This window comes from Burkholderia sp. Ax-1720 (genome assembly GCF_011753035.1).
Classification (GTDB): domain Bacteria; phylum Pseudomonadota; class Gammaproteobacteria; order Burkholderiales; family Burkholderiaceae; genus Burkholderia; species Burkholderia gladioli.
This window is the reverse complement of the sequence record NZ_VWWK01000007.1, coordinates 78,971-99,885: the sequence shown is the minus strand read 5'-3', so window position 1 is coordinate 99,885 and position 20,915 is coordinate 78,971. Positions and strand designations below refer to the sequence as shown.

At 68.4% G+C, this 20,915-nt stretch carries 20 protein-coding genes; 9 read left to right on the top strand and 11 right to left on the bottom strand.

Features of this window, described 5'->3' with window-relative positions:
- Positions 1-4 precede the first annotated feature (4 nt).
- Positions 5-493, bottom strand: coding sequence for a hypothetical protein (locus tag F3J18_RS04250; protein WP_166911510.1), 489 nt, complete (start codon positions 491-493; stop codon positions 5-7).
- Between the two features lie 707 nt (positions 494-1,200).
- On the opposite strand from F3J18_RS04250, the gene F3J18_RS04245 reads away from it, so the two are divergent.
- On the top strand, positions 1,201-1,668 hold the full coding sequence (locus F3J18_RS04245; RefSeq protein WP_025100506.1) for an Lrp/AsnC family transcriptional regulator: 468 nt from the start codon (positions 1,201-1,203) through the stop codon (positions 1,666-1,668).
- Positions 1,669-1,711: 43 nt separating this feature from the next.
- Here F3J18_RS04245 and F3J18_RS04240 read toward each other — a convergent pair whose 3' ends face one another.
- Positions 1,712-2,512, bottom strand: a complete 801-nt coding sequence (locus F3J18_RS04240; RefSeq protein WP_166911508.1) for an aldolase/citrate lyase family protein — start codon at positions 2,510-2,512, stop codon at positions 1,712-1,714.
- A gap of 537 nt (positions 2,513-3,049) precedes the next feature.
- Between F3J18_RS04240 and F3J18_RS38640 the strand changes: the two genes are divergently transcribed.
- The 4 genes from F3J18_RS38640 (at position 3,050) to F3J18_RS04225 (ending at position 5,842) form a co-directional block, all read left to right on the top strand.
- Positions 3,050-3,697, top strand: coding sequence for an alpha/beta hydrolase (locus F3J18_RS38640; protein ID WP_345892516.1), 648 nt, complete (start codon positions 3,050-3,052; stop codon positions 3,695-3,697).
- On the top strand, positions 3,658-3,867 hold the full coding sequence (locus tag F3J18_RS38055; RefSeq protein ID WP_240154542.1) for a hypothetical protein: 210 nt from the start codon (positions 3,658-3,660) through the stop codon (positions 3,865-3,867). The genes F3J18_RS38640 and F3J18_RS38055 overlap by 40 nt, the downstream gene beginning before the upstream one ends.
- A gap of 159 nt (positions 3,868-4,026) precedes the next feature.
- Positions 4,027-5,205 carry an SDR family oxidoreductase gene (locus F3J18_RS04230; RefSeq protein WP_166911506.1) on the top strand — a complete coding sequence of 393 codons (1,179 nt, stop codon included), beginning with the start codon at positions 4,027-4,029 and terminating at the stop codon, positions 5,203-5,205.
- Positions 5,206-5,230: 25 nt separating this feature from the next.
- Positions 5,231-5,842: a hypothetical protein gene (locus F3J18_RS04225; protein ID WP_166911504.1), complete on the top strand. Its 612-nt coding sequence runs from the start codon at positions 5,231-5,233 to the stop codon at positions 5,840-5,842.
- A gap of 19 nt (positions 5,843-5,861) precedes the next feature.
- On the opposite strand, the gene F3J18_RS04220 is transcribed toward F3J18_RS04225, so the two are convergent.
- A complete protein-coding gene (locus tag F3J18_RS04220) occupies positions 5,862-6,791 on the bottom strand; it encodes a LysR family transcriptional regulator (protein WP_166911502.1) in 930 nt (309 codons plus the stop codon).
- A 141-nt stretch (positions 6,792-6,932) separates the two neighbouring features.
- Between F3J18_RS04220 and F3J18_RS04215 the strand changes: the two genes are divergently transcribed.
- Both F3J18_RS04215 and F3J18_RS04210 read left to right on the top strand, forming a co-directional pair.
- A complete protein-coding gene (locus F3J18_RS04215; protein WP_205195292.1) occupies positions 6,933-7,772 on the top strand; it encodes an alpha/beta hydrolase in 840 nt (279 codons plus the stop codon).
- Between the two features lie 107 nt (positions 7,773-7,879).
- Positions 7,880-8,992, top strand: coding sequence for an MFS transporter (locus F3J18_RS04210; RefSeq protein WP_166911500.1), 1,113 nt, complete (start codon positions 7,880-7,882; stop codon positions 8,990-8,992).
- A gap of 40 nt (positions 8,993-9,032) precedes the next feature.
- Here the strand turns inward: F3J18_RS04210 and F3J18_RS04205 are convergent, their stop codons facing one another.
- The 6 genes from F3J18_RS04205 to F3J18_RS04180 all read right to left on the bottom strand — a co-directional run bounded on the left by F3J18_RS04205 (position 9,033) and on the right by F3J18_RS04180 (position 16,537).
- Complete coding sequence (locus F3J18_RS04205) at positions 9,033-10,241, bottom strand: enoyl-CoA hydratase/isomerase family protein (RefSeq protein WP_166911498.1); 1,209 nt, start codon at positions 10,239-10,241, stop codon at positions 9,033-9,035.
- Positions 10,238-11,032 (bottom strand): enoyl-CoA hydratase, encoded by a 795-nt coding sequence (locus tag F3J18_RS04200; RefSeq protein WP_046580346.1) that lies wholly within the window; start codon positions 11,030-11,032, stop codon positions 10,238-10,240. Before F3J18_RS04200 ends, F3J18_RS04205 begins: the two co-directional genes overlap by 4 nt.
- Positions 11,029-11,931, bottom strand: a complete 903-nt coding sequence (gene mmsB / locus F3J18_RS04195) for a 3-hydroxyisobutyrate dehydrogenase (protein ID WP_166911496.1) — start codon at positions 11,929-11,931, stop codon at positions 11,029-11,031. Before mmsB ends, F3J18_RS04200 begins: the two co-directional genes overlap by 4 nt.
- A gap of 40 nt (positions 11,932-11,971) precedes the next feature.
- Complete coding sequence (locus F3J18_RS04190) at positions 11,972-13,501, bottom strand: CoA-acylating methylmalonate-semialdehyde dehydrogenase (protein WP_166911494.1); 1,530 nt, start codon at positions 13,499-13,501, stop codon at positions 11,972-11,974.
- A 124-nt stretch (positions 13,502-13,625) separates the two neighbouring features.
- Entirely contained in the window at positions 13,626-15,317 is a 1,692-nt protein-coding gene (locus F3J18_RS04185; protein ID WP_166911492.1) for an AMP-binding protein, read from the bottom strand.
- A gap of 86 nt (positions 15,318-15,403) precedes the next feature.
- Positions 15,404-16,537 carry an acyl-CoA dehydrogenase gene (locus F3J18_RS04180; protein WP_017920455.1) on the bottom strand — a complete coding sequence of 378 codons (1,134 nt, stop codon included), beginning with the start codon at positions 16,535-16,537 and terminating at the stop codon, positions 15,404-15,406.
- Between the two features lie 257 nt (positions 16,538-16,794).
- Here F3J18_RS04180 and F3J18_RS04175 point away from each other — a divergent pair, with 257 nt between their 5' ends.
- Entirely contained in the window at positions 16,795-17,832 is a 1,038-nt protein-coding gene (locus F3J18_RS04175; protein WP_025100838.1) for an AraC family transcriptional regulator, read from the top strand.
- Positions 17,833-17,945: 113 nt separating this feature from the next.
- Here the strand turns inward: F3J18_RS04175 and F3J18_RS04170 are convergent, their stop codons facing one another.
- Together F3J18_RS04170 and F3J18_RS04165 are read right to left on the bottom strand one after the other, a co-directional pair.
- A complete protein-coding gene (locus tag F3J18_RS04170; protein WP_025100837.1) occupies positions 17,946-18,233 on the bottom strand; it encodes a hypothetical protein in 288 nt (95 codons plus the stop codon).
- Between the two features lie 422 nt (positions 18,234-18,655).
- Positions 18,656-19,120, bottom strand: coding sequence for a TIGR02594 family protein (locus F3J18_RS04165; RefSeq protein ID WP_166911490.1), 465 nt, complete (start codon positions 19,118-19,120; stop codon positions 18,656-18,658).
- Between the two features lie 456 nt (positions 19,121-19,576).
- Here F3J18_RS04165 and F3J18_RS04160 point away from each other — a divergent pair, with 456 nt between their 5' ends.
- Positions 19,577-20,878 (top strand): NCS2 family permease, encoded by a 1,302-nt coding sequence (locus F3J18_RS04160; RefSeq protein WP_025100835.1) that lies wholly within the window; start codon positions 19,577-19,579, stop codon positions 20,876-20,878.
- Positions 20,879-20,915: the final 37 nt, after the last annotated feature.

Sequence of the window (20,915 nt, the reverse complement as noted above, 5' to 3'; positions counted from 1 at the left end):
CGGATCAATGCCGCCCGCCGCCATGGAAGCTGCCGCCTGCGTGGAAGCCGCCGCCATGGAAACCGCCGCCGTGATGGAACCCGTTGTGAAAACCGCCGTAGCCGCCGAAGTGACCGTGGTCGACATGGTGGAAGTGGTGGACGAACACGAACGAGCCGCCGAAGCCGAAGGTCCAGGGCCCGTAGAACCAGGGGTCGTAATACGGGAAGACCGCGTAATCCGCGTAGGCGGGCAGGACCGCGGCATCCCCATCGATCGCCGCATCCGGCTGCTGGATCCGCCAACTGCCGTCGGGCTGGCGACATGCCAGGCCGGTCAGGTTCTGCGTGGCGCCGTCGATCACCGCGCTGGTGTTGACGCTCCGGCAAACGGGAGGCGCCGCCGTTCCCGCCGTGCCGAGCGAGGGATCCGCCAGGGAGGATGGCGAGGCAACCGGCGTGGTGCAGGCCGCGCAGCTGGCGAGCACGATGCCGAGTCCAATGAGAGTACGCATGATTTCGTCCTGTTCGACGGGCGGGTGGCGGGACGCGGAGCATCGCGCCGGCACCTTGAAGACGCCATCGGTTCGCCTGGCAGGAAGCACGGCCGAAGCATGTGTGCCTGCCCTACCAGAACAGCTTGCCGATCGGCGCTATTCCATCTTTCAGGTCGGGTTTGTTACGCGCGGTTTCGGCGCCGCGCGACGGGCCGTGCCGCGATGCAGCAGGCATCGCGTTTCCGATTCGGCCGGCCGCTTCACGCATCCGCGAGCACGGCGAACGCCCTTGCCCGCATATTGAAAACCAAGGCGGCGGCAGGCAATGCGGGCGGATCAGGCGGAAATTCGGCGCGAGAGGAATCAATCCGGATGCGCGAACACTGGCCGCCCGATGTACGCGATCACGCCCTGCTGCTCGCCACCGACGGCAGCGACTGGCGATCGGCCGGCGAACCCTAGGTCCGCGTGGGTCCGCCGGCTCGCGTCCTCGGCGCCCTCGCCTTCGCGTGGGCCGAGTCCCGCCACGCCTCGATGGAATAAAACCCGGTGCCCGGACGTTGCATGAATGGGGGCGGCCATACGTGACATTGCCGAGGGAGCATCGATCTCCCCCGGCTTGCGCCTGGCTCGCCTGCCGGCAGCACAGGCACCACGAAGGATCCCCGATTTCCCCCGGTCTTCATTGCCTGGCTTTCCCTACATTCCCGGTACCAGACAGCCCAATGAAGATCGACCAGACCGACGTCAACATCCTGCATGCGCTCCAGCGAGATGCCCATGCCAAGGCGACCGACCTCGCCACCGCCTTCAATCTCTCCGTGTCACCGCTCTACCGACGCATCCGGCTACTGGAGGAAGCGGGCATCATCGCGAGATACGTTTGCCTGCTGGAGCAGGACAAGGTCGGATTGCCGATCAACGCCTACGTGTCGGTCAAGATGGAAAAGTCCGCGCCGCGGCTGGCCGAGTTCGAGCGCGCCATCCTCGGCTGCGAGGAAGTGATGGAGTGCTACCTGATGACGGGCGCGTTCGACTACATGGTGCGCGTGGTCGCGAGCGACATCGCGGGCATCGAGCGCTTCGTCACCACGCGGCTGGCCACCATCGAGGGCGTGCGGGACGTCAGCACCTCGATCACCATGCGGCGCGTGCAGTACAAGACGATCCTGCCGGTCAGGGCCGCCGGGTAATAGCGGCCCATGCCGCGGGCTTGCGCGGGCAGGCCCGCGGCGCCTACGAGGCCGACGCGCGCATCTGATCGACGGTGCCGAGGAACAGCTGCAGCGAGGCCTGGATATACATCGGATCGAAACCGAGGAACAGATTGTCGACGCCGAGCCGCAACGCCTCGACGGCCTGGGGCGGCGTCACGGCAAACGAGGTGAGCGCCATGCCCTTCGCCTTGATCCGGCTCATCACGTGCTCGATGGCCTGCCGGACCTCGTCGTGAGCGGGGCCGTCGTTGAAGCCCATGTTGACCGCGAGATCGAAGGGCGCGGGAATCGCGCCGGCCAGGCCTTCGACATCGAGAATCGCATCGATGTCGCGCACCGCGTCGGGATGCTCGATCAGCGCGATCACGCCGGTCTCGGCATTGGCACGCTTCGAATAGTCGATCATGTTGGTCTGCCACTGGTACTGCGTGCGAAACGGTCCCCAGCCGCGCACGCCCTGCGGCGGATACTTCGCATACGACACGGCCTGCCGCGCCTCTTCCCGGCTCGTGATCATCGGCACCACGATGTTCCTGGCGCCGGCGTCCAGCGCGAGCTTGATCTGCGCCTGATCGTTGTGGGTGACGCGAATCCACGGTTCGGCGGCGGTGCCGATGGTCGCCATGACCATCCGGTAGGCCGTCTCGATCGAGATCGGGCCGTGCTCCATGTCGATCAGGATGAAATCGAAGCCGGCGGCCGCGAACATCTGCACCAGTTCCGGAGATGGCGAGGTCACGCCGACTCCGATCTTCGTGCCTTCGGGTTTGTTGAGCCGTTGTCCGACATAGGCGGACGGGTTTGCAGGACTGTTCAGCATGAAAGCTCCGTGACAGGTAGGCCAAAGCGAACATCACCGCGCGGGAAGCACGCGGCGGCCTTTGCCGCCGCGCTCCGTCAGCGATGTGTCGAGCCTTCATGCTAGGGCGCGCGCGCTCGCGACTCGGGCCAATCTTTCCCAGCGGAATCGACGTTTTTCGCACGAACCTTCGAATCCGGCGGCTTCATTGGGAAAACGAACCAATGGAACCGATCGCATCCTCGCCGCCACTATGAAAGTGATTCGAAAGCCACCGACATCGACGGCAAGCTGGGGCCCAGCGCCTCGAACGCGACCGTCCCCTGGCCCCGGCGCCAGGCGCGCCACCGCGCATCTGCTTCCATCCAATGGGGAATACAGCGTGCGGCGCCTCCCGTTTCTCCCATCGATCTTCCGGAAACTGGTCCTACCGGCCGTCCTCGAGGTCGCGAACAATATCGGATCCTCGCCCTTCCACGGATCGCCGCAAGGTCGCCCCGCCGAAGGTCGGCCCTATCCCTCGTCGTCGTGTCGACCCCTACCTCCTTTGCCGCAAGCGTGACACCCGCCATACGAATCCTCTGTACATGCCTCATCACGGGCGTCAGCGCCTATGCCATCGCGGCCGCCGCCCTGTACCTGCTGCAGGATTGGCTGCTGCTGCCCTCGGCGCCGCCGGCGGCCCTCTCCGATAGCCGGCAATCCACGGGCAAGCGCATCGATCGCTGGGAAATCGGCGGAGAGTTCGCCGGATACGTGATCACGCCGCTGGCGCAAGTGCCGACCGGCACCGTGCTGCTCTATCACGGTAACGAGGAGTCCGCCGAAACCAAACTGCCACTCGCGAACGTGTTCACGTGCGCCGGCTATCGCGTCGCGATCGTCGAATATCCGGGGCACGGCAAGCGCCCCGGCGCGAGGACCATGCGCGCGGCGCTCAACGCCTCACGCGAGGCGCTGGCGGAAAGCTTCCTGCGCTGGCCGGGCAGGATCTGGGTGGTGGGCGAATCGCTCGGTGCCGGCATGGCGGCGCAAGCGGTGCGAGGCAACCGAAATCCGCTGGAAGGCGTGATGCTGATCACGCCCTGGGATACGCTCGCCTCGCTCGCGCAGGAAAATATCCGATCTTTCCGATCCACTGGATTCTCCACGATCCGTTCGACTCCGTGGCTGCGCTGGCTGCCTACGACGGGCCACTGGTGGTGATCGGGTCGGCACGCGACACGCTGATCCCGATCCGGCACGCACGGCAACTGGCGGATGCTCATCCGGGAAGCGAGCTGATGGTGCTGCCCGACGCGGACCACGACAACTGGTTCGATGCGATGAGCGCGGCGCATTGGCGACAGGTTCTGCAATGGGTGAAGGCGGCCTGAATCAGGCCGTGCCCAACATCCACGCGCCGCCGCCGAGGCCCGGAGCAGGGTGATCCCGGCTGGATTGCCGCGCATCCGAATACACCGCGATTGATTCAAGATGAAACCAGGCCTCGATGCGCCGAGCCTGGATTTTCCGTTCCTGATTGGAGAAGCAGTATGGTTTCACGGCTCACCGTGCAGTCGGTCGACCGGCGAAGCGGCCCCCTCGATTCGGCACCATGGCACGCCACGGCGCTCGAGTGCCTGGTACTGACCGGCGCCACCGGCTTCATCGGCGGCACCGTGCTGGTCACCCTCGTCAATGCGGGCATCGTCGCGCCCTTGCTGTGCCTCGTGCGCGCGGCCGACCGGGCCGAAGCGCTATCCCGCCTGCGCGCCAGCGCCGTGCGATGCGGCTTGCGCCACGAGCTGGCCCAAGCGCTGACGGAAGCGAATGTCATCGTGGGCGAGTTGGGCGACGACTTTCCCGAATCGGACCTGGCACGCCTGAGAGCAGCCTCGCACGTGATCAATTGCGCCGCGATGGCATCGTTTTCCGCCAATCCGCAAATCCTCTCGACCAATGTGGAAGACACCCTGCGCTTTGCCTCCCGCTTCGACAACAGCAGGACGCTTCGGCGCTTCCTGCATGTCGGTACGGCGATGGCATGCGGCACGCAATGCGACGAGGTGGTGTCCGAATCGACCTTCTCCGGACAGGACGCGACGCACCTCGTGCCCTACACGCGCAGCAAGCGCGATGTCGAACAACGGCTGCGCCTGCAGAATCCGGAGCTGCCGCTGGTGGTGGCACGCCCCTCGATCGTGGTCGGACACACGAGCCTGGGCACGTCGGCGTCCGCGAGCATCTATTGGGTATTTCGTATCGTCCATGCCGCCCGCCGCTTCACCGCCAGCCCGGACAGCCGGCTGGACATCGTCTCGGTGGACGATTGCGCCCGTGCGCTGATATCCCTGTCGTTCAAGGCCAGGCTCGAATACGACGTCTATCACATCTCCGCCGGCCCGAACGCCGCGTCCATCGAGCAGATCATTCGGGCCATGGACAAGGCCGCCGGCACCGCCGGGACGCGATACTCGGTATGCACGCCGCGCGAGCTGAAATCGATCGCCCGGGAACTGGCTCAGCGGCAAGGCAAGGGCGTGGCCCGCCTGATCGAACAGGCGCTGAAACTGTACGCGGGCTTCGCCGGCCTGAACTACCGGTTCGACAATCGGCGGCTGTGCCAGGAGATCGGCTTTTCTCCCCTGCCCTTCGTCGACTATGTCCAGGAGTGCATACGAACCTCGGAGCAGGTCGGGATCCTGGAGCAGATGCGCTGGGATTTCAAATGAAACTCGGCCATGCCGGGCGGTATCGATGTCGCAAGACCTTCGCGTGACAATCACGGCATTCGCGATGGTCGCGCTGCTGCATGCGCTGGCGCTGCTGGCATTCCAGATTCCCGCTCGGCCGAGTCAAGGCCAGCGTCAGCAGGAACGCCGGGCACTGACCGTGAGGCTGATCCCGCTCGAGGCGCCGCGCCCGCAGGCCGCGCCATCGAGCCGCGTTTCGAGCGCTTTCCGAGCTGCCGCGCCATCCCGTTGGCGCGCCGGCACGGCGTCGATTCCAGCCCGGCCGGCCGGTGTTCACGCATCCCTTGCGCGGCCTCCCGACACGGAACACCGGCACCAAGCCTTCGCTGGCGGCGCTGCCGTAGCCAGCCAGGCGCCGCCAGCGAATCTCGACTGGCAGGCCGACCTCCGCGGTATCGGCAAACCGCCGTTCGCGCGCGGTGGCGGCGGCGGCACGCGCGGCGACGCGGCCGCGCGAGAGCCCGTCAAACCCGCCCAGGGAACCGCCGCTCAGCTAGATCGAGACATCTCGAAGGCGGCTCGCGGCGACTGCCGAAACCGATATGCGGGCATGGGGCTGCTGGCGATTCCGATGCTCGCCGCCGACGCCATGAATCAATCCGGGTGCCGGTGGTAAGCGCCCCCCATGCTGGATTTCATTCGATGGCGATGGTGTCGCCGCCGCTCTCCCACGGCCGCGTTTTCAGGAAGGCGATGAAAGCGCGCAAGGCGGCGGTCTGGTGGCGACGGCTCGGGAAGTAGAGATACAACGCCTCCAGAGGCGTCGACCAGTCGCTCAGGACGCGCGCGAGCTTGCCGGCATCCAGCAGCGTCGCCACGCTCCCGAGCGGCGCGCAGCTGACTCCCATGCCGCTGACGGTCAGCGCGATCTGCGAGGCGAAATCGTGAACCACGGTGACCGCCGGCGGCACCATCTGCACCGTCCGGCCGGCCGATTGCAGCACCCACGGCGTGATCAGGCCGGTGCTCTGGCTGCGGCAAGCCACGCTGCGATGCACGAGCAGGTCGTCCGGCCGCTCGGGCGTGGTTCGTGTCCGCAGGTAGCCGGGGGACGCGACCAGGATCGCCTCCGAAGCGGCGCCGACCGGCACGGCCACCATATCCTTCGCGATCAGGTTGCCGTAACGCAGCCCCGCGTCGAAGCCTTGCTCGACGATGTCGATCATGCGCCCTTCGACGGCGATCTCGATCTCCACCTCGGGACAGGCCTGCTGGAACGCGGCCAGCGACGGCGCGATGAATCGATCGAACGGCACGCGCGGCATGCTCAGGCGCAACGCGCCGGTGGGACGGCCGCCGTGCCCGGCGGCTTCCTCCGCGGCGCGCCGCAACTGCGAGAGGGCCGGTGCCGCGGCCTGGAAATAACGAGCCCCCTCGTCGGTCAGGCTGAGGCTGCGGGTCGAGCGGCGCAGCAGCGGCGTGCCGAGCCGGGTCTCGAGATTGCGGATCGCCTGGCTCGCCGCCGACGGCGAGATGCCGAGCTGCCGCGCCGCTTCCGAAAAGCTGCCGGCCTCGGCCACCGCCACGAACACCGGCACGCCATCGAGGAAATTTTTCTGTCCCACGTTGCTGGATCTTGAAGTTCGACTTCACGATTCATACGTAATTTCCGGGCTAATGGCAAGCATCGGATCGCGCCATGATTGGGCATGATCTCGAACTCATCCCACCCCGCTCAAGGCGCGATCGACCATGGCTTTCAAAAGGTGAATGGCGCCACCCTGCATATCGCCTCGACCGGCACCGGTCGCCCCTTGATGCTACTGCACGGCTGGCCGGAATTCTGGCTGACCTGGGAGCCGGTCATGACGCGCCTGGCCAGCCGCTTCCGCCTGATCGTCCCGGACCTGCGAGGCTCCGGCGACAGCGACAAGCCCGCTGGCGATTTCGGCGCCAACGACCAGGCGCGGGACCTGCTCGCGCTGCTGGACGCGCTCGACTGCCGGCGCGTCGGCCTGGTCGGACACGATATCGGCGGCGCCGTGATGCAGGCGCTGGCGCGGACCGCCCCGGAGCGCTTCGCGGGGCTGTTCTTCTTCGACTTCGTCCACCCCGGCATCGGCCCGCGCTTCGGCACGCCCGAGCGGCTGCGCAATATCTGGTACATGGCCTTTCACGAGACCGACCTCGCGCCGGCCCTGATCGGCGCCAGCCCCGAGACGATCGAGCGCTACATCAGTTATTTCCTGCGGCACTGGTCCTATCGAAGGGAGGCCTTCGACGCGGTGCTCGACCGCTTCGTCGAGAATTTCCAGAAGCCGGGCAACGTGGCGGGGGGCCTGGCGCACTATCGCGCGTCGGCGGCCTCGCGGCTCGCCATGCTGAACGGCGCCGCGCCCCTGCCGCCGCCCATCATGCTTCCCACCTGCGTGCGCTGGGCCGAGCACGATCCGATGTTCGACTACGCCTGGACCGACCGCCTTCACGAAACGTTTCCGGACCTGGACCTCGCCCTGTTCCCCGGCGTCGGGCATTTCCCGCATCGCGAGGACCCCGAGCGCGCCGCCGCGGAGATCGCGGCGTTTTTCGAGGGATTGGCCTGGTGAGCGCGCCGATCGCAAGCCAGGGCCACGGCCAGACGCCGTGCCCGCAAGCCGATCACGCCGCCGCACTGGAGGATCGCACCGTCGGCCGGCTGGCCGCGGCCTGCGCGGTGGCCGTGGCGAACGCCTATTACATCCAGCCGCTGCTCGTCGAGGTGGGCCGCGCGCTGTCGATCGCGCCGGGGATGGTGGGAATCCTGCCCGGGCTGAGCCAGGTCGGCCTGGCGCTGGGGCTGGCCTTCCTGCTGCCGCTCGGCGACATGGTCCCGGCGCGCAGGCTGCTCCTGACGATCGTTCCCTTGCAGATCGCCGCCCTGATCCTGTTCGCCGCCAGCGGGTCGGGCCCGGCCATCGCGGCCGCCTCGCTGCTGATAGGCCTGTTCGGCATCACCCCCTACGTCTTGCCGCCCTATGTCAGCCTGCGCGTACCGCCTTCGCGGCTCGGTCACGTGACGGCCAGGCTGACGCGCGGAGTAGTGATCGGCATCCTGCTGGCGCGGACCGCATCCGGCATGATCGGCACGCAGTTCGGCTGGCGCGCCGTTTATGGCCTCGCCGCGCTCGGCATGACGCTGCTGCTGATCTTCCTGTCACGCGTCCTCGAGCATGAACCCGGCCTGGCGGGTCGTGGCGAGCAGCGCTATCGAGACCTGATGGCTTCGCTGCCGCGCCTGCTTCGCACCCTGCCCGAGCTGCGTATCGCCGCGCTGTGCCAGGCCCTTGGCTTCGGCTCGTTCAACGTTTTCTGGCTGGGGGCGACGCTCTATCTGCAAGGCCCCGGCTTCGGCTGGACGCCGCGCGCGGTCGGCCTGGTGGCGCTGGTCGGAGCGGCGGCGGCCGGCGTCGCGCCGTGGTTCGGCCGGGCCATCGACCGGTCCGGGCCGCATCGCATGCGGCGCCTGGCGCTGGCGGGCATGGCGCTGTCATGGCTGCTGCTCGTGCTCCTCAGGGGGCACCTGGCCTGGATGGCGCCGGCGCTGATCGCGCTCGACATCAGCGCGACCCTGGTCGACATCTCGAACCGGACCATCCTCTATGGTCTCGATGCGAACTTCAGAACGCGCCTGAACGCGATCTACCAGATCGCGATGTTCTGCGGCGGCGCCACGATGTCGGTCCTGGTCGGCTTCTGCTGGTCGCTCGGCGGATGGCCCGCGGTCTGCGCGCTCGGCGTGATTCCGGTCGCCATCGCGTGGCTCGGATGCGGACGCGGCCGGCGCTAGCAGGCCGCTTCCCCGGCTTCGCCGGTCGGCCGATACCCTCTCACTCCTGCCCCAGGTCCACCAGCGGATGCGCCTCCAGCTTCCACGGCGAGCTCAGGAAATGCCGCACCCGCTCGCCGCGCACTTCCGTCAGCGTGGCCGGCGCCCAGCGCGGACGGCGATCCTTGTCCACCAGGTGCGCGCGAACGCCCTCGACGAAATCGCCGTCCTCGATCGCGCGCGAGCCGATCGACAGTTCCATGCGGAACGATTCGGCCAGCGTCATCTGGCGCCCACGCAGCAGCGCGTCGCGCGTGACCAGCAGCATGGTCGGCGAATGGCTGGTCAGGGCATCGAGCGTGGCCTGCAGCCATTGCCGGTATTCGCGGCTGCTCTCGTCGCGGCCGAGATCGTGGCGCAGCGTGGCGACGATCCGCTCGACGCTGGAGCGCCGGTCGAAGTGCCGGACGATCCAGGGTAGCTGGCCATCCAGCGTGGCATGCGGAACGATGTTGCAGGGCGGCTCGAACACCGCGCGCAGCGCGCCCGGCAGGTCGGGCCCGCCCAGCTCGGCGCGTTCCAGGCGCTGCTCGAAGGTCTCCAGCCACGAGGCCGGCACGCAGAGATCGGCGAGCCGCGCCACCAGCGCATCGGCGCCCGACAAGGTCACGCCGGTCAGCCCGATGTAGAGCGCCAGCTCCACCGGCAGCGCCGACAGGAAGTGCGTGGCGCCCACGTCGGGCACGAAGCCGATGCGCGTTTCCGGCATCGCCAGCTTGCTGCGCTCGGTGGTCACGCGCAACGCGGCACCCTGGGCGAGCCCCATGCCGCCGCCCATGGTGATGCCGTCCATCAGCGCCACCACCGGCTTGGGAAAGGTGTGCAGTGCGTAGTCGAGCCGATATTCGTCGACGAAGAATTGCAGCCAGTCGCGTGAGCCGGCCTTCGCCTCGTGATACAGCGCGCGCACGTCGCCGCCCGCGCAGAAGCCCTTCTCGCCGGCGCCGCGCAGCACGATGGCAAGGATCTGCTGGTCCGCGCGGCAGCGCTCCACCAGCACCGCGAGCTCGCGCACCATCGCGTGCGAGAGCGCGTTCAGCGCGGCCGGCCGGTCGAGCGTGATGACGGCGACGCGATTGATCACGCGCATCGTCACGTCGGGGCCCTTGCTGGCCGCAGCAGCCGCGCCGGCCGGGGTGGACGCCGTTGACGCCTCGGCCGCCGGCGCCGAGGCGGAAGAAACCATGGATGCCTGTAGCGCCATGCTCATTGCTTGTCTCCGTGATGGGCAGCGTGCCAGTCGGGGCGACGCTTGCCGAAGAAGGCGGCCACGCCTTCGCGCGGCTCGCCGGTGTCGAACAGGTCGACGAAACGTTCGCGCTCCAGCGCGACGGCGGCATCGAAGGGCACGCCCTGCCGCGCCAGCGCGATCAGCGCCTTGCTCGATTCGGTGGCGCGCGGCGCGAGAGCGGCCACGCGGCGCGCCAGCTCGATGCCGGCCTCGCGCGCGGCGCCGGTCTCCACCAGTTCCTCGACCAGGCCGATGCGCAGCGCCGTCTCGGCATCGACGCGCAGGCCGGCCAGCACGATGCGCTTGGCCCAGCCCTCGCCGACCAGCCAGGGCAGCGTCTGGGTGCCGAGCCCGCAGGGCAGCAGGCCGACCGCCGGCTCGGGCAGCGCCATCTGCGCATGCCGCTCGGCGATCCGCATATCGCAGGCCAGCGCGCACTCCAGGCCGCCGCCCATCGCATAACCGTTGATCGCGGCGATCGTCACGAAACGCGCGGCCTGCAGCTTCGCGAAGGCGGCGCCGAAACGCGCGGCCATGGCGCGCGCCACGGCATGATCGCCGCTGGCGAAGGTGTCGAGGTCGGCGCCGCCGCAGAAGAACTTCGGGCCGGCGCCGGTGATCACCAGCGCGCGCAGCGCGGGCGTCGCCTCGAGCCGCGCCACGCTGCGCTCCAGCTCGGCCAGGCCCTCGGCCGTGAAGGCGTTGGCGGGCGGCCGCGACAGTGTCAGCAGCGCGATCGCGCCGCCGTCGATTTCGGTGAGTTCGATCATCGGGAGTCCTTGGAAGCGGGCATCTGGTAGAGGCGGATCACCGCCGAGAAATCGAGCCGGCCATCGCCGCGGCTGCTCACGGTCTGGTAGAGCTGCTGCGCGAGCGCGCCGAGATAGACGGGCTGGCGCACCTGCTTCGCGGCGTCGTTGGCCAGGCCCAGGTCCTTCAGCATCAGGTCGGTTCCGAAGCCGCCGGTGTAGCCGCGCGAGGACGGCGCGGTCTCGATCACGCCCGGATAGGGGTTGTAGGTGTCCGCGCTCCAGCAGCGGCCGGTCGAGGTGTTGAGGATGCCGCCCAGCACCTTCGGGTCGATGCCGAGCGCCACGCCCAGCGACATCGCCTCGGCCACGCCGGCCATCGAGATGCCGAGCACCAGGTTGTTGCAGACCTTGGCCACCTGTCCCATCCCGGTCGGCCCGCAATGCACCACGTTGCGGCCCATGCCGGTCAGCACCGGCGTGACGCGCTCGAACTCGGCCACGCTGCCGCCGACCATGAAGGTCAGCGTGCCGGCCGCGGCGCCGCCGGTACCGCCCGACACGGGCGCATCGACGAAGGCGCCGCCGCGCTCGCGCACCAGCTCGCCGAAGGCCTGCGCGCTGGCCGGGTCGATGGTGCTCGAGTCGATCACCGTGGCGCCCGGCGCGAGCCCGGCCAGCACGCCGTTCTCGTCCGTCAGCGCGCAGCGCACGTGGACCGCGGCCGGCAGCATGGTGATCACGAACTCGGCGCCCTCGGCCGCCTCGCGCGCCGAACCCGCCAGCTTCGCGCCGCCGTCGGCCACCAGCCGCAGCGCGTCCTCGCTGAGGTCGAAGGCCCGCACCTCGTGGCCGGCCTTGACGAGATTGAGCGCCATCGGCGCGCCCATGTGGCCGAGGCCGATGAATCCGATCTTCATGACGTGTCTCCCGATGTAGCTATCGCTGTCTTGTCCCGTCTCAGCCGAGCCGGATGGTGGTGTTGACCGCGCCGGCGGTGGCGTCGTCGTCGAACCAGCGCGCGGTGACGGTCTTGGTCTGCGTGTAGAACTGCACCACCTGCTTGCCGTAGGGGCCGAGGTCGCCGAGCTTGGAGCCGCGCGAGCCGGTGAAGCTGAAGTACGGCACCGGCACCGGGATCGGGATGTTGATGCCGACCTGGCCGATGTCGATCTCGCTCTGGAACTTGCGCGCCGCCGCCCCGCTCTGCGTGAACAGGCCCACGCCGTTGCCGAACGGATTGGCGTTGACCAGGGCAATGGCCTCGTCGAGCGTGTCGGCGCTCAGCACCACCAGCACCGGCCCGAAGATCTCCCTGGTGTAGATGCTCATGTCGGTCTTCACGTCGGTGAACACCGTGGGCCCGACGAAGTTGCCGTCCTCGTAGCCGGGCACCGTCACGCCGCGGCCGTCGAGCGCGAGCGTCGCGCCGGCGGCCACGCCCTCCTCGATCAGCGACAGCACGCGCGCCTTGGCCGCCTTCGACACCAGCGGGCCGACGTCGGTGCCGGGCTCGACGCCGGCATTGACCTTGAGCGTCTTCGCACGCGCCACCAGGTCCGGCACCCAGTCGCGCGCGGCGCCCACCAGCACCGCCACCGAGGTGGCCATGCAGCGCTGGCCGGCCGCGCCGAAGGCGGCGCCCGCCAGCGCGTTGAGGGTCTGCTCGCGGTTCGCGTCGGGCAGCACCACCGCGTGGTTCTTGGCGCCCATCATCGACTGCACGCGCTTGCCGTGCTCGCCGGCGAGCCGGTAGACGTGGGTGCCGACCGCCGTCGAGCCGACGAAGGACACCGCCTTCACCAGCTCGTGCGTGCAGATCGCGTCGACCACGTCCTTGCCGCCGTGCACCACGTTGAGCACGCCCTTGGGCACGCCGGCCTCGATCGCCAGCTCGACCAGTTCCATGGTCGACAACGGATCCTGCTCGGAAGGCTTCAGCACGAAGGTGTTGCCGCAGACCAGGGCCATCGGGAACATCCACAGCGGGATCATGGCCGGGAAGTTGAACGGCGTGATGCCGGCGCATACGCCCAGCGGCTGGCGCAGCGTGTAGGTGTCGACGCTGCCGGCCACGTTCTCGGCGAACTCGCCCAACTGCAGCGAGCCGATCGAGCAGGCATGCTCGACCACCTCGAGGCCGCGGAAGATGTCGCCCTCGGCATCGGGCAGGGTCTTGCCCTGCTCGGCCGTCAGCGTCCTGGCGATGCGCTGCTGGTTGGCGCGGATCAGGTCCTGGTACTTCAGCATGATGCGCATGCGCGCGCCGATCGGCGTGCTCTTCCATTGCGCGAACGCGGCATGCGCGGCGCGCACGGCGGCATCCACCTCGGCGACGGTCGCGAAGGGCACGCGCGCCAGCACCTCCTGGGTGGCCGGGTTGACGATCTCGCGCCATTCGCGGGTGCCCGACTCGACGAATTCGCCGTCGATCAGCAGCTTGACCGTCGGCAGGGACTGCCCCGCGCGGGGCATCGGCGTTGCGTTCATGGTTCGGCTCTCCTTGAAGGCCGTCGCGCGAAACGCGCGGCGGCCGGTGAATGACGCACGCGCGCCGTTCGATACGGCGCGCGCGACGGCGATCGGCAATCCTCGTGGGCCGGCCGGCCCCGCTTCACTCGTTGGGGAAATCCTCCTCCCAGTATTCGTCGGGCATGCGCAGCGAGGGATCGGCATCGCGCTCCAGCTCGCGGCGGCGCAGCTCGACGCGGCGGATCTTGCCGGAGATGGTCTTGGGCAGCTCGGCGAACTGCAGCCGGCGGATCCGCTTGTAGGGCGCCAGCTTCTCGCGCGAGAAGCGGAAGATCTCGCGGGCCAGCGCCGCATCGGGCTCGTAGCCCGTGCGCAGCATCACCACCGTCTTGGGCACCGACAGGCGCAGCGGATCGGGGCTCGGCACCACGGCCGCCTCGGCGATCGCCGGATGCTCGATCAGCACGCTCTCCAGCTCGAACGGGCTCAGGCGGTAGTCGGAGGACTTGAACACGTCGTCGGCGCGGCCGATGTAGAGGTAATACCCATCGTCGCGGCGCAGCGCGATGTCGGAGGTGCGGTAGTAGCCGTCGCGCATCGCGCGCGCGGTGGCCTCGGCGTGGTTGGCGTAGCCGGTCATCAGGCCGGCGGGGCGCTCGCCGTCCAGCGGCAGCGCGATCTCGCCCTCCTCCACCGGCGCGCCGTCGGGATCGAGCAGGGCCACGCGGTAGCCCGGCAGCGGGCGGCCCATCGAGCCGGCCACCACCGGCTGGCCCGGCGAATTGCCGATCAGGCAGGTGGTTTCGGTCTGGCCGTAACCGTCGCGGATGGTGATGCCCCAGGCACGGCGCACGCGCTCGATGATCTCGGGGTTGAGCGGCTCGCCCGCGCCGATGATCTCGCGCAGTTTGACCGCGTAGGAGGCCAGCGGCTGCTGCACCAGCATGCGCCAGACCGTCGGCGGCGCGCACAGCGTGGTGATGCCGTAGCGCACCAGCGCGTCGAGCGCCTGCTTGGGATCGAAGCGCGTGTAGTTGAAGGCGAACACGCAGGCCTGCGCGTTCCAGGGCGCGAAGAAGCAACTCCAGGCATGCTTGGCCCAGCCCGGCGAGCTGATGTTCCAGTGGATGTCGCCCGGTTGCAGGCCGATCCAGTACAGCGTGGAGAGGCTGCCGACCGGGTAGGTGCGATGGGTGTGCTCGACCAGCTTCGGCTTGGAGGTGGTGCCCGAGGTGAAATAGAGCAGCAGCGTGTCGTCGACGTGGGTGGGCGCGTCGGGCGCGAATTCGGCCGGGGCGGCGTAGCCCTCGTCGTAGCGCAGCCAGCCCTCGCGCGCGCCGCCGACGATGATGCGCGTCACCTCCACGCCGGCCTGGTCGAATTTCGCGGCCTCGGCCGCGTCGATCACCGCGTAGCGCGCGCCGCCGATCGTCACGCGATCGCGGATCTCCTCGGCGGGCAGCTGGGTGGTGGCGGGCAGCACCACCGCACCGAGCTTCATCGCGGCCAGCATGGTCTCCCACAGCTCGACGCGGTTCGGCAGCATCAGCAGCAGGCGGTCGCCGCGGCCCACGCCGAGCCGGCGCAGATGATTGGCAATCCTCGACGATTGCTCCGACATGCGCGCGAACGAAACCGGCTCGCCCGCGCCCGTCGCGGCATCGACGATCCACAGCGCGGGGCGCTCGTTGCCGTGCGCCATCGCGTCGAAGTAGTCGAGCGCCCAGTTGAACGACTCGAGCTGCGGCCAGCGGAAATCGCGGTAAGCCGTGTCGTAGTCGGTCCGGTGCCGCAGCAGGAAATCGCGGGCATCGAGGAAAGCCTGTGCCGTCATCGTTTCGTCTCCTTCCGTCTCGTCGCGCAACGTTGGTTCGTGCGTCGTCGTGTGGTGGTGATCATACGCCGGCCTCGCGTGCCGGATCAGAGCTGCCGCGCGATCACCATGCGCTGCACTTCGCTGGTCCCTTCGTAGATCTGCGTGATGCGCGCATCGCGGTAATGGCGCTCGACTTCGTAATCGGCCAGGTAGCCGTAGCCGCCGTGGACCTGGATCGCATCGGAGCAGACCTTCTCGGCCATCTCCGAGGCGAACAGCTTGGCCTGCGAGGCTTCCGACAGGCAGGGCAGCCCTTCGGTGCGCAGCCGCGCGGCGTGATGCACCAGCAGGCGCGCCGCGTTCAGCTGGGTGGCCATGTCGGCGAGCTTCTCGGCGATCGCCTGGTGCTCCTTGATCGGCTTGCCGAATTGGGTGCGCTCGGCGGCGTAGCGGCAGGCCTTGTCGAAGGCGGCACGCGCGATGCCCACCGCCTGCGCGGCGATGCCGATGCGTCCGCCCTCGAGATTCGCCAGCGCGATCTTGAGGCCCTCGCCGCGCGCGCCGAGCAGGTTCTCCTCGGGGATCGCGCAGTTTTCCAGCGTGATCGGGCAGGTGTCCGAGGCGCGGATGCCGAGCTTCTTCTCGGGCTTGCCGACGTTGAAGCCGGGCGTGTCGGTCGGCACGATGAAGGCCGACAGGCCGCGCTTGCCCTGCTCGGGATCGGTCATGGCAAAAACGATCGCCACGCCGGCGCGCGAGGCGTTCGAGATGAACTGCTTGCTGCCGTTCAGCACCCAGCGGCCGTCCTGCAGCACCGCGCGGGTGCGCAGGTTGTTCGCCTCGGAGCCGGCCTGCGGCTCGGTCAGGCAGAACGAGCCGACCATCCGGCCCGAGGCCAGCTCGCGCAACCAGCGATCGCGCTGCGCGTCGGTGCCGTAGTTCAGGATCGGGCCGCAGCACACCGAATTCTGCACGCTCATCAGCGTGGCGCAGGACGCGCAACCGGCGGCGATTTCCTCCACCGCCAGCGCATAGGCGGTGTAATCGGTATACGAACCGTCCCACTCGGCCGGCACCACCATGCCGAGCAGGCCCAGCTCGCCCATCTGCGCGACCACGCGATCGGGCAGCGCGCCCTCGCGGTCCCATTGCGCCGCGTTCGGCGCGAGCACTTCGGTGGAGAAATCGCGGACGCTGTCGCGAATCATCCGCTGGTCTTCGGTATAGAGCGCATCCATGGCGGGGCCTGTCTCCTGATCCGGTGCCGCGCCGCGGCAGCCGGTAACTGATTCGTTCGTCGATGACCTCAGTGTAGGCAAGGCCGGCCGGTGTTTCGATGCTCGCCGCACTCAATTACAATGATCGTTTTTGCCATAGCAGGTTCGTGCGTGCCATATCGCCCCGAATCTCGCCCCGAATCTCGCCCCGAATCACGCCTCCAAGCGCGTGCCTCGCCGCCAGGGGCCGCGCCGCCCGCACCTCGGACCTACCCCGCATGAAAGCCGCCGACAAAGGAACCGTCTCGATCCGCCTGGTCGCCACCAGCATCGCGCTCGCGCGCCAGGGCGGCGCCGACCCCGACGCGCTGCTCGCGCAGGCCGGCATCGCGCCGGATGCGCTGGCCGATCCCGAGGCGCATGTGAGCGCGCGCCAGTACGGCGCGCTCTGGAACGCGATCGCGCGCACGCTCGACGACGAGTTCTTCGGCCAGGATTCTCACCCGATGCGCAGCGGCACCTTCATCGCCATGAGCCAGGCGGCGCTGGGCGCGCGCAGCGGGTTGAGCGCGCTGTCGCGCGCGCTCAACGTGATGCGCGGCGTGCTCGACGACCTGCACGCCGAACTCGATGTCGACGCGCAGCGCGTGCGGCTGCGCTTCGTGCATCGCGAGGCCGACGCGAGGCCGCCGGTGTTCGCCTACGCGACTTTTTTCATCGTGGTGTATGGGCTGACCTGCTGGCTGATCGGGCGGCGCATCCCGGTGCTGCGCGCGCAGCTGCGCAGCGCGCCGCCCGAGGTCGCACGCGACTATCAACAGATCTTCTGCGAGGACCTGCGCTTCGACCAGGCCGAGTCCTGCGTCGAGTTCGATCCGGCCTTCGCGACGCTGCCGGTGGTACAGAGCGGCGCCTCGCTGAAGACCTTCCTGCGCAACGCGCCCGGCAACTTCATCGTCAAGTACCGCAACCCCGATTCGCTGGCGAGCCGCGTGCGCGCGGTGCTGCGCGCAGCCTTGCCGGCCGACTGGCCCGACGCGGCCGGCATCGCCGCGCGCCTGCACGTGGCCGAGGCCACGCTCAGGCGCAAGCTGCGCCAGGAAGGCGCCTCGTACCAGGAGATCAAGGATGCGCTGCGCTACGAGATCGCCTGCGCGGCGCTGGCCGACAGCGAGCTGACGGTGGCCGACGTGGCGAGCGCGGCCGGCTTCGCGGAGCCGAGCGCGTTCTATCGAGCCTTCAAGGGATGGAGCGGGCTGAGCCCGGCCGCTTATCGCGAGCGCGAACTGGCGGCCAGGGCTAACCGGCCCGGCTGAATGAAGCGATGCGCGAGGAGAACGGGCCCGCGTGGCGAGCCCGTTCGATTCGGCAATGACAGGATGGACGCGCCATCACGCCTTGGCGCGAGACGGCGAAGCAGGCCGCCATGTCAGGTGCTGGCCGCCAGGCGCGGGCCGCCCTGGCCGCGCGCGGCAGCGGCCGGCGCGGGTTCCGCGGCCGGATGCGCGGCAGCGGTAACCCACGGATCGATGCCCTGCTTCTGCACCTCTTCCAGGAAGGACACGCGCGTGCGCCAGTAGTCGGCCTGCAGTTTCGCGTCGATCACGCGCTGCTCGGCGGTGAACAACTCCATGCGCGCCGTGACGAGCATCGAGGCGGCGGTTTTCTCGGGAGTGGGGGCATGCCGCATCGCCCAACGACTGATCCAGTTCAACATGCTTACCTCCGTATCGACCGATGAATTCGAACGGGAATCCAGGCCACCATGGCCCGGCGAATACCGGTTTTGCCTGCTGCCGGGACGTCGACGCGGCGAATCTCGTGTCGCTGCATCGGCGTCCTCCAAGTCGTCCGACCCACCATCACATCCTAGAGTCCAATCCTCTTTTTCGCGATAGCACCTTGCAATCTTTTACATCCAAAATGCGATTCTTTCCGATCCATTGTTAATTGTCGGATGTGTAAAGCGCGTGAATCCAGGCGTGGCAAGGGATGGCTTCACGAACGCGTTTCCGGCGGGTGTCGCGTGGACGATACGGAACAGTTTTCGTGCCCGACGCGATGCACAATCGCGGTGCGAGCCGCCTGCAACGATGGACGCCGCCATTGCAGCCGCGTGAAATCCATCGCTTCTCGCGTTCAGCGGCTTTGCATCTCGTGCGGCCAGCGATAGGCGAGCAGTTCCGCGCGCGGATAGGCCAGCTCGCGCACTTCGTCGAGCTGGTTGCCGCCGAACAGCACGATCGAGTCGCCTTCGTGGCGCAGATAAAAACCGACGTGCCCTTTCCAACTGTTCGGATCGTCGCGCATCAGCACGGCGATGCAGCCGTAAACGGGTTCGGCCAGCTCGCGTCCCCAGTCGAGCCAGGAGCGCGCCAGCGCCGAGCCGGTGCCGGCCAGGCCGGCGCGCGTGATGCACCAGTTCGCGAACGAGGAGCACCAGGAGATCTTGTCGTCGTAGCCGGCCAGGTTGGTGGCGCCGTTGTATTCGACGATGCGCGGATTGCTGCGGCCGGCGCCGTAGCGCGCGATGCCTGCCTCGGCGAAGGCGACCGGCATCCATGGCGGCGCTGCGGCATCGATGCGGTGGCGTTCGGGCTTCATCGCGGGCCCTCCTCGCGTGCATCGCGTGCCAGCGCCGGTCTCGACACCAATCGATGCGCGCGCAACGAAATCGAAAGGATCGCCGGGATGGCCGGCAACGACGCCGCGCAAGTCGACGGACGCGGCGCTCGAAACGCCTGGCGGCAGGCTCGCGGCAGCCGGCGCGCGTGCCTCGGTTCGGGATGGTTCGACATGCTCTCTCGGGTATTTTTGGCGACTTATCGTATGTCGGCGTTCGTCCGGGGCCGGGCGAGCGCGCATGAGCCGCCATCGTAGCGGGTCGGTGCCGTGCCCGGCAATCGTAGGCGCGCGCTCGTGCTGCGTTTACAATCCCGCCCGTCGCCGTCCCCAACGGGCCGTCCCCAACGGGCCGCGCGCGCGGCGCGAGCCGCCACGAAAACCAGTCACACGAACGAAACGTCGAGCAAGACGACCACCGACCGGAGAACCCTCTTCATGGACTCGATCAAACGGTATTTCGGCTTCCAGGAAGCCGGAACCGACCTGCGCACCGAACTGCTGGCGGGTGTGACCACCTTCCTTACCATGGCTTACATCATCTTCGTGAATCCGGCGATTCTCGGCGATGCCGGCATGCCCAAGGAATCGGTGTTCGTCGCGACCTGCCTGGTGGCCGCGCTCGCCTCGCTGATCATGGGTCTGTACGCCAACTACCCGGTGGCCTGCGCGCCGGGCATGGGCCTGAACGCCTACTTCGCCTACGCGGTGGTCAAGGGCATGGGCTTCACCTGGGAGGCCGCGCTCGGCGCGGTGTTCATCTCCGGCTGCCTGTTCCTGCTGGTCACCCTGTTCCGGGTGCGCGAGGCGATCATCAACGGCATCCCCAAGACGCTGCGGGTGGCGATCACCGCCGGCATCGGCCTGTTCCTCGGCATCATCTCGCTGAAGACGGCCGGCGTGATCACCGGCAGCCCGGCCACCCTGGTCACGCTCGGCAACCTGCACCAGCCCACCACCATTCTGGCGATCGTCGGCTTCTTCCTGATCGTCACGCTCGATGCGCTGCGCGTGCGCGGCGCGATCCTGATCGGCATCGTGGCGGTCACCGTGCTGTCGTTCTTCTTCGGCGGCAACCAGTTCCACGGCATCGTCTCGATGCCGCCCTCGATCGAGCCCACCCTGTTCAAGCTCGACATCAAGGCCGCGCTGTCGACCGGCGTGATCAACGTGATCCTGGTGTTCTTCCTGGTCGAGCTGTTCGACGCCACCGGCACCCTGATGGGCGTGGCCAACCGCGCCGGCCTGCTGGTGGAAGGCAAGATGCAGCGCCTGAACAAGGCCCTGCTGGCCGACAGCACCGCGATCGTGGCCGGCTCGGTGCTGGGCACCTCGTCGACCACCGCCTACATCGAGAGCGCCTCGGGCGTGCAGGCGGGCGGGCGCACCGGCATGACGGCGGTGACGGTGGCCGTGCTGTTCCTGGCCTGCCTCTTCATCGCGCCGCTGGCGGGCGTGGTGCCGGCCTATGCCACCGCGCCGGCCCTGCTCTACGTGTCCTGCCTGATGCTGCGCGACATGGTGGACGTGCCCTGGGACGACGCCACCGAGGCGGTGCCGGCCGCGCTGACCGCCCTGCTGATGCCCTTCACCTACTCGATCGCCAACGGCGTGGCCTTCGGCTTCATCGCCTATGCCGGCCTCAAGCTGCTGACCGGGCGCGCGAAGGAGGTCAAGGCAATCGTGTGGATCATCGCGATCGTGTTCCTGTTCCGCTACTTCTACCTGGGCGGCGAATAAGCCTCGCGCCCCGCCCCGGCATGCGACGCCGCCTTCG